This is a genomic window from Catellatospora aurea (assembly GCF_042663325.1).
GTDB lineage: Bacteria > Actinomycetota > Actinomycetes > Mycobacteriales > Micromonosporaceae > Catellatospora > Catellatospora aurea.
The window spans coordinates 146,763-160,009 of sequence record NZ_JBHTAC010000008.1; the positions used below are offsets into that span (position 1 = coordinate 146,763).

The 13,247-nt window shown below is 72.6% G+C and carries 11 protein-coding genes; 7 read left to right on the top strand and 4 right to left on the bottom strand.

The window, feature by feature from the left end; all coding sequences use genetic code 11:
- Nucleotides 1-121: 121 nt before the first annotated feature.
- A complete protein-coding gene (locus ACFQO7_RS10730; RefSeq protein ID WP_376806209.1) occupies nt 122-1,066 on the bottom strand; it encodes an alpha/beta hydrolase in 945 nt (314 codons plus the stop codon).
- A gap of 166 nt (nt 1,067-1,232) precedes the next feature.
- On the opposite strand from ACFQO7_RS10730, the gene ssb reads away from it, so the two are divergent.
- The 4 genes from ssb (at nt 1,233) to ACFQO7_RS10750 (ending at nt 5,603) form a co-directional block, all read left to right on the top strand.
- A complete protein-coding gene (gene ssb, locus ACFQO7_RS10735) occupies nt 1,233-1,892 on the top strand; it encodes a single-stranded DNA-binding protein (RefSeq protein ID WP_376806210.1) in 660 nt (219 codons plus the stop codon).
- A gap of 97 nt (nt 1,893-1,989) precedes the next feature.
- The gene (locus tag ACFQO7_RS10740) at nt 1,990-3,528 is read left to right on the top strand and encodes a cobyric acid synthase (RefSeq protein ID WP_376806211.1); all 1,539 of its coding nucleotides are present in this window, start codon (nt 1,990-1,992) and stop codon (nt 3,526-3,528) included.
- A 26-nt stretch (nt 3,529-3,554) separates the two neighbouring features.
- A complete protein-coding gene (locus ACFQO7_RS10745; protein ID WP_376806212.1) occupies nt 3,555-4,103 on the top strand; it encodes a uridine kinase family protein in 549 nt (182 codons plus the stop codon).
- Nucleotides 4,104-4,229: 126 nt separating this feature from the next.
- Entirely contained in the window at nt 4,230-5,603 is a 1,374-nt protein-coding gene (locus tag ACFQO7_RS10750) for a dipeptidase (protein ID WP_376806213.1), read from the top strand.
- A gap of 90 nt (nt 5,604-5,693) precedes the next feature.
- Here the strand turns inward: ACFQO7_RS10750 and ACFQO7_RS10755 are convergent, their stop codons facing one another.
- Nucleotides 5,694-6,038, bottom strand: a complete 345-nt coding sequence (locus ACFQO7_RS10755) for a hypothetical protein (RefSeq protein ID WP_203698531.1) — start codon at nt 6,036-6,038, stop codon at nt 5,694-5,696.
- A gap of 821 nt (nt 6,039-6,859) precedes the next feature.
- Nucleotides 6,860-7,684 (bottom strand): SURF1 family cytochrome oxidase biogenesis protein, encoded by an 825-nt coding sequence (locus ACFQO7_RS10760; protein ID WP_376806214.1) that lies wholly within the window; start codon nt 7,682-7,684, stop codon nt 6,860-6,862.
- Between the two features lie 177 nt (nt 7,685-7,861).
- On the opposite strand from ACFQO7_RS10760, the gene ACFQO7_RS10765 reads away from it, so the two are divergent.
- On the top strand, nt 7,862-8,458 hold the full coding sequence (locus tag ACFQO7_RS10765) for a GNAT family N-acetyltransferase (protein WP_360540167.1): 597 nt from the start codon (nt 7,862-7,864) through the stop codon (nt 8,456-8,458).
- A 57-nt stretch (nt 8,459-8,515) separates the two neighbouring features.
- Here ACFQO7_RS10765 and ACFQO7_RS10770 read toward each other — a convergent pair whose 3' ends face one another.
- Nucleotides 8,516-10,738, bottom strand: coding sequence for a transglycosylase domain-containing protein (locus ACFQO7_RS10770; RefSeq protein WP_376806215.1), 2,223 nt, complete (start codon nt 10,736-10,738; stop codon nt 8,516-8,518).
- Between the two features lie 122 nt (nt 10,739-10,860).
- Between ACFQO7_RS10770 and cobT the strand changes: the two genes are divergently transcribed.
- Both cobT and cobA read left to right on the top strand, forming a co-directional pair.
- On the top strand, nt 10,861-11,934 hold the full coding sequence (cobT, locus tag ACFQO7_RS10775) for a nicotinate-nucleotide--dimethylbenzimidazole phosphoribosyltransferase (RefSeq protein WP_376806259.1): 1,074 nt from the start codon (nt 10,861-10,863) through the stop codon (nt 11,932-11,934).
- 112 nt (nt 11,935-12,046) lie between these two features.
- Nucleotides 12,047-13,246 (top strand): uroporphyrinogen-III C-methyltransferase, encoded by a 1,200-nt coding sequence (gene cobA, locus ACFQO7_RS10780; protein WP_376806216.1) that lies wholly within the window; start codon nt 12,047-12,049, stop codon nt 13,244-13,246.
- Nucleotide 13,247: the final 1 nt, after the last annotated feature.

Sequence of the window (13,247 nt, forward strand, 5' to 3'; positions counted from 1 at the left end):
TGAAGGCTACCGCGCGAGACGACCGGCGTGATCGGCTACCCGGCGGAAGTTGACCACGATCCTAGGGCAGCGACACGCCCGCCGAACAGCGACTTATATTCATGTCGAACTGATGCGTCGGTCAGCCCAGCTGAGTCCGGAGCCACTGGCCGGACTCGGCGAAGAAGCGGTCGCGAGCGGGCTGTCGGGACAGGGACAGGTCGTGCTTGCCGCCCTCGATGCGCGCCAGCGTGACGTCGCGGCCCAGTGCGGGCGCCCACCGCACGATGTGGTCCACGTTGAGCACCGCGTCGGCCTCGTGCGCCTGCTCCGACCACGTGCGCTGCCGGTACGAGGCCGTGGAGCAGCCGACGAACACCGGCACCCGCAGGTCGAGCCCGGCGTGCAGGCGGCGCTGGCCGCTGCGGATCGCCTTGAGCCAGGCCACCCGGACCGGGAAGCCGTTGACGGGTTTCCAGTCGACCCGGTAGTCCCACTCGCCGTCGTGGTCGCGGTGCAGGCTGCGGCCGTACAGGCCGGGCAGCTTCAACGGCACCACCCGGTACGGCGCGCGCTGCGCCAGCGAGCCGACCGCCGACACCGCCGGACGGCGCAGCAGCCAGGGCGCGTTGAAGTCGAAGAACGGGCTGTTCAGCAGCAGCCCGTCGACGAGCCCCGCGTCGGCGCGGGCGTGCGCCCACAGCGAGGAGATCAGCCCGCCGGTGGAGTGCGCGGCGACCACCAGCGTGTCGTGGCCGTCCTCCGCCCGGATGATCCGTGCCGCCTCGTCCAGCTCGGGGAAGTACTCGTCCATGCTGCGGGTGAAGTTCGGGGTCTGGTGCGCCAGCAGGCTGCGGCCGTACTTGCGCAGGTCGAGGGCGTAGAAGTCGTAGCCGCGCGCGACGAAGAAGTCGGCGACGTGGGTCTGGAAGAAGTAGTCGGTGAAGCCGTGCAGGTAGAGCACCGCGCGGCGGCTGCCGCCCGGGGCGCGGCGGCTGACCAGCGTCGCGACGACCCTGCCCTGGTCGTCGTCGGGCAGCTCGATGACCCGCTGCCGGTAGGGCTCGCCCAGGATGTCCGTCTGCACGCGCCTATGTTACCGCGAAGTAGGGGTCGCCTTAACAGATCAACTCCATGATCAGGTGGTTATCCCCAACCGGCCCGCCGTCCACAGGGCGCGACGGTGGTCGATGGCCGGGACCGCGGCTCCTGGCGCACGCTCGGTGGCATCGGATGCCGAGAGGAGAAAAGCAGTGTTCGACACGAACGTCACGATCGTCGGCAATGTTCTCACCGCGCCGGAGTGGCGGCGCACCAGCCAGTCCGGGCAGCTCGTGGCCAACTTCAAGGTGGCCTCCACGGCCCGCCGACTGGACCGGGCCAACAACCGCTGGGTCGACGGGAACAGCCTGCGGGTGCGCGTCAACTGCTGGCGCCGGCTCGCCGAGGGCGTCGCCAGCTCGGTCATGGTCGGCGACCCCGTCGTGGTCGTCGGCCGGCTCTACACCCGGGACTGGATCGACGAGGACGGCCAGCGCCGCGTGATGTACGAGCTGGAGGCGGCGGCGGTCGGCCACGACCTGTCCCGGGGCCGGGGCAAGTTCGCCCGGACCAAGCCGAGCACCGCGACCAGCGCGCTCGACGACGGCACGGGCGAGGACCGGGTGGGCGGCGAGCAGACCGAGGCCGCGCCGGACATGCGGATCGGCCCGGACCCGAACGACCCGCTGTTCGCCGATGACGACGACGCGTCCTTCGGCGGGGCGTTCGACCTCGACGCGATCTCCTCGCTGCGCGGCGGCGGCCTGCAGGCCGAGCTCGTCACCGGCGAGCAGGACGCCGACGAGGCCGACGAAGACCTCGACGAGGACGACGAGGCGGCGGCCCGCTCGCGGGTGCCCGTCGCGGCGTAGACCCGGGGGAGGGGAGGGGCGACCGGCGGGCATGCGAGGGGGAGGCCGGTCGCCCCGCCCCCGGAGGAGGACCACGGCGTTCCCCTAGGCTGGGAGCATGAGCGGGATCTTGATCGCCGGCACGACCTCCGACGCCGGCAAGAGCGTGCTGACCGCCGGAGTGTGCCGCTGGCTGCACCGGCGCGGTGTGCGGGTCGCCCCGTTCAAGGCGCAGAACATGTCGAACAACTCGGCGGTGGTCGTCGACGCGTCGGGCCGCGGCGGCGAGATCGGGCGGGCGCAGGCGCTGCAGGCCGTCGCCAGCGGGCTGGAGCCGCAGGTGCGGTTCAACCCGGTGCTGCTCAAGCCCGGCAGCGATCACACCAGCCAGGTCGTGCTGCTGGGGCAGGCGGTGGACACCATCGACGCGGCGAACTTCCGGCGGCTGAAGTCGACCATGTCCGGGGCCGCGTTCGCCGCCTACGACGCACTGCGCGCCGAGTACGACGTGGTGGTCTGCGAGGGCGCGGGCAGCCCGGCGGAGATCAACCTCCGGGACCACGACTACGTGAACATGGGGCTGGCCCGGCACGGGCGGATGCCCACGATCGTGGTCGGCGACATCGACCGCGGCGGCGTGTTCGCGGCCATGTTCGGCACCGTCGCCCTGCTCGACGCCGAGGACCAGGCGCTGGTCGCCGGGTTCGTGGTCAACAAGTTCCGGGGCTCGCGAAGCCTGCTGCAGCCCGGCGTGGACATGATCGAGGCGGCCACCGGCCGGACCGTGTACGGCGTGCTCCCGTTCGACGTGGACCTGTGGCTCGACGCCGAGGACGCGCTCGCGTACGGGCGGGTGCTCGGGCGGCCCGGCCCGGCCAGGGGGCAGGAGTGGCTGCGGGTCGCCGTGGTGCGGCTGCCGCACATCTCCAACGCCACCGACGCCGAAGCCCTGGCCTGCGAGCCCGGGGTGAGCGTCCGGCTGACCGTCGAACCGGGCGAGATCGCCGACGCCGACCTGGTCGTGCTGCCCGGCACCAAGGCGACCGTGGACGACCTGCGCTGGCTGCGGGACACCGGCCTGGACCGGGCGGTGCTCGCGCACGCCCGCGCCGGGCGGCCGCTGCTGGGCATCTGCGGCGGTTTTCAGATGCTGTCCGAGCAGATCGCCGACGAGGTGGAGAGCCGCCGGGGCGAGGTGGCCGGGCTCGGGCTGCTGCCGGTGCGCATCGTGTTCGCACCTGACAAGACGCTGTCCCGGCCCTCCGGTCAGGCGCTCGGGGCGGCCGTGCGCGGCTACGAGATCCATCACGGGCGGGTGGCGTACCGTGATCCGGCGCTGGCGTCGCTGATCACCCTGGCCGGCGGCGAGACCGAGGGGGTGGCCGCGGGCAACGTGTTCGGCACGCACTGGCACGGCGCGTTCGAGTCCGACGAGTTCCGCCGCCGCTTCCTCACCCTGGCCGCGGGACTGGCCGGGCGGCACGGGTTCGAGGTCGCGCCGGACACGAGCTTCGCCGCCATGCGGGAGGCCACCGTGGACCGCCTCGGCGACCTGGTCGAGGAGCACCTGGACACCGAGGCCCTCTGGCAGCTCATCGAAAAGGGCGCCCCGGCGGGCCTCCCGTTCCTCCCGCCCGGCGCGCCCACCCTCGCATGACCCGCCCCGTTCCGAGGAGGGGTGTGGTGACCAGTGAAGAGGTGGCGCGGGTGTTGGCGGCGGAGCCGCGGCTCGGGCGTAGCCGGTTGGTGCTGGTAGACGGGCCGAGTGGGGCCGGGAAGACCTTTTATGCGGCGCGGCTGGCGCAGGCGCTGGGCGAGCGGTCCGTCGCCGTGGTGCACACCGACGACCTGCTCGACGGCTGGGACGACCAGTTCACCTACTGGGCGCGGCTGGAGCGGCAGGTGCTCGCGCCGATCCGGCTCGGCGCGCCGGGCGGCTACCACCCGTACGACTGGCACCTGCGGCGCTTCGGCACCGAGTGGATCACCGTGTGGCCCGCCGAGATCGTGATCGTCGAGGGGGTCGGCAGTGCCCGCGCGGAGGGCCGGGCCTGGGCCAGCCTCACCGTGTACGTCGACGCCCCGGCCCGGGTGCGCCGGGCCCGCAGCGTGCTGCGCGACGGCCCGGCGATGCAGCCGGCGCTGCGCGCGTGGCGGCGGCGGGAGGCGATCCACTTCGCCGCCGACGGCACCGCGGCGCTCGCCGACGTGCGGATCGACGGCGCGGGCTGACCGGCGGCACCGGCCCCGCCCGCCCGCGGCCGCGCGGGCCCGGAGCTGCGGTGGCCGTGCGTCGGCCACGACGCAACAGGCCGATCGCCGTGCAGGTCGTCCCGGGGCCGTGACAGGATCATCCTCATGACGACCCTCACTGTTGATGAGCTGCGCGCTGCGATCGAGCGCGAGCTCCCGGGGGTACGGGCCGACCTTGAGACGCTCGTGCGCATCCCCGGCATCGCCTTCGACGGCTTCGACTTCGCCCCGCTGGAGCGCTCCGCCCAGGCGGTCGCCGAACTCATGCGTGGCGTCGGGCTCGACGTGCAGGTCAGCCGCATCGGCGACGGGCACCCCGCGGTCATCGGCCGCCGCCCCGCCCCGGCCGGAGCGCCGACCGTCCTGCTCTACGCCCACCACGACGTGCAGCCGGTCGGCGACCTGAGCAAGTGGGAGTCCGACCCGTTCGAGCCGACCGAGCGCGACGGCCGCCTCTACGGCCGCGGCGCGGCCGACGACAAGGCCGGCGTCATGGCGCACATCGCGGCGCTGCGCGCGTTCGGCTGCGGCACCGACGACGACCGGCTGCCATTGGGCGTGGTCGTGTTCGTCGAGGGTGAGGAGGAGTTCGGCTCCGACTCGCTGCCCGCGCTGCTGGAGAAGCACAAGGCCGAGCTCGCCGCCGACGTCATCGTGATCGCCGACTCCGGCAACTGGGACATCGGCGTGCCCGCGCTGACCACCTCGCTGCGCGGCATCGTGAACAGCTTCGTCGACGTGCAGGTGCTGGGGTCGGCCGTGCACAGCGGCATGTACGGCGGCCCGGTGCCCGACGCGCTGACCGTGCTGTGCCGGATGCTGGCCACGCTGCACGACTCCAACGGCGACGTCGCGGTGCCCGGCCTGGTCAGCGGTGCGGCCGCGCCGCTGGACTACCCGGTGGACCGTTACCGCGCCGAGGCGGGCATCCTCGACGGCGTCGAGCTGATCGGCACCGGCCGCATCGTCGACCGAATGTGGACCAAGCCGGCGCTGGCGGTGCTCGGCATCGACGCCCCGCGTACGGCCGAGGCGCCCAACGCGCTGGTCCCCGCGGCCCGCGCCAAGCTGAGCCTGCGGCTGGCCCCCGGCGACGACCCGAAGTCGGCGTACCAGGCGCTGATGGCGCACCTGGAGAAGCACACGCCGTGGGGTGCGAAGGTCAGCTTCGAGTTCGAGCACGACGGCAACCCGTGCGTGATCGACGCGACCGGCAAGTACTTCGACGCGGCCCGCTCGGCGTTCGCGACGGCCTGGGACGGCACCGAGCCGGTCGAGATCGGCGTGGGCGGCTCGATCCCGTTCATCGCGACCTTCCAGGAGATGTTCCCTGGGGCGTCGATCCTGGTCACCGGCGTGGAGGACCCGCACGCGAAGGCGCACGGGCCGAACGAGAGCCTGCACCTGGGCGAGTTCGCGCGGGTCTGCCTCGCCGAGGCGCTGCTCCTGCACAACGTGGCCGAGGCCGCCAAGTCCTGACCCGTGTCCCGCCCACGTCCCGCATCCACGCGGGCCGTGGGCGGCTCGACGCCTCGCGCTCCGTCGATTAAGGTGCGCCCCGGCGGGCCGCTACAGGGCGGCCAGTGAGCGGGCGTAGTTGACCTGGGCGTGGATGTGGGCCACCACGCGCTGATCCGTCACCGGGATGCGGATCACGTACTGCCGCGGGCCGTTGGTGATGAGGACCTGCACTGTGCCGCTGTACCGGGTCTCCTTGGCGAGCAGGAAGAGCAGGCTCAGGAAGCAGACCAGGAAGAAGCCCACCACCGCGCAGACCACCGCCCAGGCGGGGATGCGCTGCTGGGAGTGCCACTGGTCGCTGACCGTCCACTGCGAACCGCGCAGCGGGATCTCGCCCGACGGCGTGTGAATGGTGGTCGAGCTGACCGACACCTCACCGAGCTGCACCAGCACCGGCCCCGGCCCGGCGGCCGGCCGCCGGGTGGGGGCGTGGCCGGGGGACGGGTCGCCGGAGCCGGCTCGTTCGGCAACTGCAACCGAGGCGGCGCGGGCTGCGTAGCCCGAGCCGCGGGCGGCGGCGCAACGGGCGGGACCGGAGGAGTCGAGACCTGCGCGGACCCCACAGCGGGTGCGGAGGAGATGGGCGCGGTGGGCGCGAGCGGCGGTGCGGGCGGCGCGACCGGAGGGCTGGACACCTGTGCCGACCCCACAGCGGGTGCGGAGGAGATCGGCGCGGTGGGCGCGAGCGGTGCTGCGGCCGACGGGATTGTGGGAGCCGAGACCTGCGCGGACCCGACGGCGGGCGCGACCGGGGGAGTGGAGACCTGCGCGGAACCTACCGCCGGCGCGATAGGGGCCGGTGGGGTGGGGACCTGCGCCGAGCCCACTGCAGGGGCGGCCGGGAGGGGCTGCGTCGGGTCGGCCGGGGGCACGGGCGGGGTGGCGACGTAGACCACCGGCATGGTGGGCAGGGCCGGGGGTTCGCTCGGTGGAGCAGCGACGGGGACCTGAGCCGCACCGGGCATCTCGGCCCGGGCACGCGCACCGAAGGCCGCCAGCGGCTCGGTCGGCAGCGGCAGGGTGGGCGGCAGGTCGGGGGTCGGCTTGTCGGGCTGCTCGTCGGTCACACCGGCACGATAGCCGCTGGCCCGCAACGGCATCAGCGCTCATCGGGGTGACCGCCCGTGCCCGGCCCGGTGTCCGGCAGCGGCGTACACACCGGACGGTTGGGCGCGGCGGCCGGGACGAAACCGATGTTGCTGCGTCGGGGCAGCTCAGGCGGGCGTCGCGGCGTCGGCGGGTGCGGATTCCGGGTCGAGGTCGGGGTCCGGGCCGGTGCCGGTCTCCGCGGCGGCCCGCTGTTCGCGCAGGTCCTTGCGAGCCAGATAGGCGACGCCGACCAGGGCGCCGGCCGCGAAGATCCACCATTGCACCGCGTAGCCGAGGTTGAGCCAGTCGTTCTCGTGGCCGACTTCGATCGCGGTGAGGCCCTGCGCGCCGGGGGTGTCGGCGTCGGCGAGCAGGTACGCGCCGAGCACCGGGTAGGGCAGCTTCTCCGCGATCGCGGGCACGCTGACGCGGCGGGTCTCCCAGTGGCCGTTGCGCTGGTCGACGCCGCTCGCGCCGGATTCGGTCAGGTGCACCCGGCCGACGACGGTGACGGTGCCGCCCGGCGCGGCGGGGAACCGCGGCGCGACGGTGATGCCGTCGGGGTGCGGCGGGACCCAGCCGCGGTCGACGAGCAGCGCCGAGCCGTCGGCGAGCAGCAGCGGCGTGAGGATCTCGTAGCCGACCGTGCCGTCGACGGTGCGGTTGCGGACCAGGATCTCCTGCGTGGTGTCGTACCGCCCGGTCGTGGTGACCCGGGTCCAGGCCGCGGCCTCGCCGGGTCCCGGCGCCGCGCCCTTGCCGGTCGCGGGGGCCAGGACGTCGCCCACCGGCACCGGCGTGACCACGGTGCTGGCGTCGATCCGGTCGTTGATCGCGCTGCGCAGCTCGTACCGGCTCCACTGCCAGCGGCCGAGCAGCACCATCACGAAGGAGGCGAGCAGGGCGACGGCGAAGACGGTCAGCCAGCGGCGGGTGAGGAGGGCGTGCACCCGGGCAGTTTACCTATGCCCTGAGCTGTGAGTTCTGTCACGGCCGATCGGTGGAGCGGTCACTCGGGCGACCGGTTGGGCCAGCGGGTATGGTGCAGCTTCGGACAGCGGCCGCGCGTCCGTGAAACAGCACATGTGTTCCGCCGAGGCGGCCGCCCTCACGTCTGGAGTCCTCGTATGCCTGCCAACGATCCCGGCGTGGCCGGGCTGGGCAACGTCGCCGTACGCCGTTTTCCGACGATGACCGTGCAGACCCCGCGGCTGGACGTGCGGCCGCTGCTGGCCGCCGACGCCGACCCGGTCACGGAGATCTTCGCGGACAAGCAGACGCAGCGCTGGCTGCCGTTCCCGAAGGAGTTCGGGCAGATCGACGGGCGCTCGTGGTGCACGGAGATGGCGGGCGAGCGCCGCGACAGCGGGGCGGGCGACCACTACGGCATCGTGCGGCGCGAGGACCAGCGCCTGGTCGGCTGCCTGTGGACGAAGCGCACGGACTGGGTCGGCCGGGTCACCGAGATCTCGTACGCGGTCTCGGCGGACACCCGCGGGCTGGGCATGGCTCCGGAGGCGGTGGACGCGCTGACCCTGGCGCTGGTGCTGGAGCACGGCTTCCAGCGCATCGAGCTGCGGGTGGCCCCAGGCAACACGGCCTCGCGCCGGGTGGCCGAGAAGGCGGGCTTCACCTACGAGGGCCTGCTGCGCAACGCCGGCTACGTGCACAGCGGCCGGGTGGACCTGGAGGTCTGGTCGATCGTCGCGGCCGACCTGCGCTGAGGCGGCAACGCGAAGGGGCCCCGCCGACCGGCGGGGCCCCTTCGCTGTGTGAGCCGTTCAGTTCTTCTTCTTTTTCTTCATCTTCGGCAGGTTCGCCGGCTTCTTGCCGAGGATGTTGTCCGACGGCGGCGTGAACTGCTGCACGTCCTTGCCCTTGAGCGCGTCCTTCAGGGTGTACGCCACGGTCTCGATCGGCTTCCAGGAGTTGTAGTCGCCGGTGGCGTGGAACGGGTTGTCCGGGTCGGCCATGAACGACGCCGCGGCCAGTTCCTTGGTGAAGCCGACGAACCAGGCGGCGCGGGTGTCGTCGGTGGTGCCCGTCTTGCCGGCGACCGGGCGGTCGACCATGCCGTACACGCCGGGCGCGGTGGACCAGCCGCCGCAGGCGCCCTTGGCCGCGCCGTACCCGGTGACGCAGCGCATCGCGTCGGTGGCGGCACGGGCCACGTCCTTGCTGACCTCCTGCCGGCAGCGCGGCGTCGCGACCGGCACCTGCTTGCCCTTGACGTCCATCATCGCCGGGGTGCCGTCGGGCTTGACGATTCCGGTGACCGGCAGGACCTCGCAGAACTTGCCGTCGGCGGCCATGGTGGCGTACGCGTTGGCCATCTCCAGCGGCGTGGTGTCCGCGACGCCGAGGGTGAACGAGCCCCAGGTCTTGGACTTGCCCGGGGAGGCCTGCAGCTTGTCGATGTCGGTGCGCCACTTCAGGCCGAGCCGCTCGGCCATGCGGACCGCCTTGTCCGCGCCGACCTTCTGCTCCAGCTGCACGAAGTACGTGTTGACCGACTTGCCGAAGCCCGACCACATGGCGTGGTTGCCGGTCATCGAGCCGCTCGCGTTGGACGGGCACCAGTGCCCGCCGCCGCAGGAGCCGCGCTCGCCCCAGCCGGCGAAGTACTGCGACTTGTAGCGGTGCGGCGCGTAGAACCAGGTGTTCATCTTCATGCCGGCGTCGAGCGCGGCGACCATCGTGAAGATCTTGAACGTCGAGCCGGCCTGGTATCCGGGCAGGTTGCCGCCACCGAGCAGCGGGTTCACCGTGTTCGGGTAGTTGCCCTTGATCTTGCCGTACCGCTTGGGGTCGGTGTGCGCGCCGTTGCCGGCCTGGTCGAGCGAGTACGTGCGGTTCACCGCCATCGCCTTGACCAGCCCGGTGCCGGGCTGCACGACCACCTCGCCCAGGGCGTACGCGCTGCCGATCGGCTGGCGCTTGGTGACGTGGTCCATCGCGATGTCCTGGACCTTCGGGTCCAGCGAAGTGGTGATCTTGTAGCCGCCGCGGCGCAGGTTGTCCTCGCGCTCACCGGGGTTGGCCCCGAAGGCGGGCTGCGACAGCCACCAGTTCTTGAACATGTCGCAGAAGAAGCCCCAGCTGTTGTTCTTCTTGGCGACCGCGATGCAGTCGTTCGGCGGCTCGGTGATCTTGAGCTTGATCGGCTCCTTCTTCGTGGTCTCCGCGACCGCGGGAGTGATGTAGCCGAGTTCGGCCATGCGGTCGATCACGTAGTTGCGCCGCTGGGTGGCCGCCGTCTGGTCGCTGCCCGCCGGGTCGTACGCGGTCGGCGCCTTGACCAGGCCCGCCAGTGTCGCCGACTCGGCCAGCGTCAGATCCTGCGGCAGCTTGGAGAAGAAGATCTGCGCCGCGGCGAAGACGCCGTACGCGCGGTGCCCGAAGTAGGCCACGTTCAGGTAGCGCTCCAGGATGTCGGTCTTCGACATCTCCTTCTCTACCTTGATGGCCAGCCGCGCCTCGCGGATCTTGCGGATGGGGGTCTGCTCGGTCGCCGCCATGACCTCGCTGGGGGTCTGCGCGCCGTCGCGCAGGGCCATGCGCACGTACTGCATGGTCAGGGTCGACGCGCCCTGGGACACCTCGCCCGCGGTGTGGTTGGCCACGAAGGCGCGGGCGATGCCCTTGGCGTCGACGCCGTTGTGCTCGTAGAAGCGCCCGTCCTCACTGGCCACGATCGCCTTGCGGATGTTCTCCGAGATGCTCGCGATCGGCGTGTACTTGCGGTGTTCCTCGTAGAAGTTCGTGAGCAGCGTCTTGCCGTCCGAGGCGTACACGTAGCTGGTCTGCGCCGGCGGCAGGCTCTTGAGCTCCGAGGGCAGCGAGTCGTAGAAATCTGCGCCGGCCTTCAGCCCCAGGCCGCCGACGGCGGCGAGGGGGTAGGTGACCGCGGCTACGACGACGCCCGCGATCAGGCCGGACCGCAGGATCGGCGCGAGGCGTCCAGTGGCGGAAATTGCACCTTTTAGGCGGCTAAGCGGCTTCACCCTACAAAGGTAGGACAAACTACTCAGAAGAAGGATTCAAAGCAGTAAAAGACGCGACGATTTCTGCCCCCGAGTCGGCATCGCGACAGTCGACATGGTGAGGTGAGGTCGTGACGAGTGAGCTGTTGGGCTTAACGATCGAGGCGGTCCGTCCGCTCGACGCCGCCGCGATGAACCAGGCCCGCGAACTGCAGGCCCGGCTGACCAAGCCGGCCGGATCGCTGGGTGAGCTGGAGGAACTGTCGGTACGCCTGGCCGGCCTGACCGCGGTCTGCCCGCCGCCGCTGCTGGACTCGGCCCAGCTGGCGATCTTCGCCGGTGACCACGGGGTGCACGCGCAGGGCGTGACGCCGTGGCCGCAGGAGGTCACCGCGCAGATGGTCGCGAACTTCCTGGCCGGCGGCGCGGCGGTGAACGCGTTCGCCCGGCAGACCGGCGTCGCGGTGACCGTGGTCGACATCGGCGTCGCCGCCGACCTGCCCCCGGCACCCGGCCTGGTCTCGGCCAAGGTCCGCGCCGGGACGCGGGACATGACCGTCGAGCCCGCGATGACCCGCGCCGAGGCGCAGGCCGCGCTGGAGGTCGGCATCCAGACCGCGCACGCGATGATCGACGGCGGGGCGCGGGTGCTGCTCACCGGCGACATGGGCATCGGCAACACCACCGCGTCGGCGGCCCTCATCTCGGCCTTCACCAGGCGCGACCCCGGCGTGGTCACCGGCTACGGCACGGGCATCGACGCGCCCACCCACCTGCGCAAGGTCGAGGTCATCCGGCAGGCGCTGGCGCTGCACGGCCCGTCCTGGGGCGACGACGCCGCGAGCGACCCGGTGGCCGTGCTCGCGACGATCGGCGGTCTGGAGCACGCCGGGCTGGCCGGCTTCATCCTGGGCGCGGCGTCGCGCCGGGTGCCCGTCATCCTCGACGGCGTGATCGCGGCCGCCGCCGCGCTGACCGCCGCCGCCATCGCGCCCAGCAGCCGGGACGCCATGATCGCCGGACACCAGTCGGTGGAGCCGGGCGCTAGCGTGGCCCTGTCGCAGCTCGAACTGAACCCGCTGCTCGACCTCGGCCTCCGGCTGGGCGAGGGCACCGGCGCGGTGCTGGCCTACCCGATCGTGGCCGGCGCGGTGCGGGTCCTGCACGAGATGGCGACATTCGACAGCGCCGGAGTAGCCGCGAAAGTCGAGGAGTGAGCCCACCGGGTCGAGCCCGGTTTCACTGCACAGACGAGGATGACAGCGGCCGCCGCCACGGCGGCCGCGGCGGCGGGTGGTGGCTCGCCGTGCGAACCGAGTGAGGACGCCCGTGACTGAGCTGTATCCCCTGGCGTTGCGGTTGGACGGGCGGCTGGTGCTGGTCGTCGGCGGGGGCGCGGTGGCGACCCGGCGAGTGCCCGCGCTGCTGGCGGCCGGGGCACAGGTGCGCCTGGTCGCGCCGGAGCTGACCCCGGCGCTGCGCGGCCTGGCCGACGCGGGCCGGCTCACCTGGCAGGAGCGGCCGTTCGCCGAGGACGACCTGGACGGCGTCTGGCTGGTGCAGGTCGCGGTCGACGACCACGAGGCCGCCGAGTCGGTCTCGGGCGCCGCTGAGCGTCGCCGCATCTTCTGCGTACGCGCCGACGACCGGCACGCCGCGAGCGCCTGGACCCCGGCCGTGGCCCGGCACGGGGCGGTGACGGTCGCCGTTCTTGCTGGCGGTTCGCCCCGGCGGGCGGTCGCGGTGCGTGACCGCATCGCGAACCTGCTGGCCACCGACGAGGCGACGGTGCCGGAGACGGTCAAGGGCACCGTGGCGCTGGTGGGCGGCGGCCCCGGCGACCCGGAGCTGATCACGGTCAAGGGCCGCCGGCTGCTGGCCGCCGCGGACGTGGTGGTCGCCGACCGGCTCGGGCCCGGCCTGCTGCTCGACGAGCTGCGCGCGGACGTGGAACTCGTCGACGTGGCGAAGCTGCCGTACGGTCCGGCCGCGCAGCAGGAGGAGATCAACCGCATCCTGGTGGGGCGGGCCAAGGCGGGCCTGTTCGTGGTACGCCTCAAGGGCGGCGACCCGTACGTCTTCGGCCGCGGCGGCGAGGAGGTGCTGGCCTGCGCCGAGGCGGGTGTCCCGGTGACCGTCGTGCCTGGCGTGACCAGTGCGATCTCGGTGCCCGCGGCAGCCGGCATCCCGGTGACGCACCGCCGGGTGGCGCACGAGTTCACCGTGATCAGCGGGCACATCGGCCCGGATCACCCGGACTCGCTGGTGGACTGGCCCGCGCTGGCCCGGCTGCGCGGCACGCTGGTGATCCTGATGGGCCTCAAGAACCTGCCCGCCATCGTGGCGAGCCTGCTGGCCCACGGCCGCGACGCCGCCACCCCGGCCGCGATCGTCCAGGAGGGCACCACCGACCAGCAGAAGTCGGTCCACGGGACCCTCGCCGACCTGCCCGCCCTGGCCGAGCAGCTGAACCCGCCCGCCATCGTCGTCATCGGCGACGTCGTCGACGTCCTGCCCACCACTTTCTGAC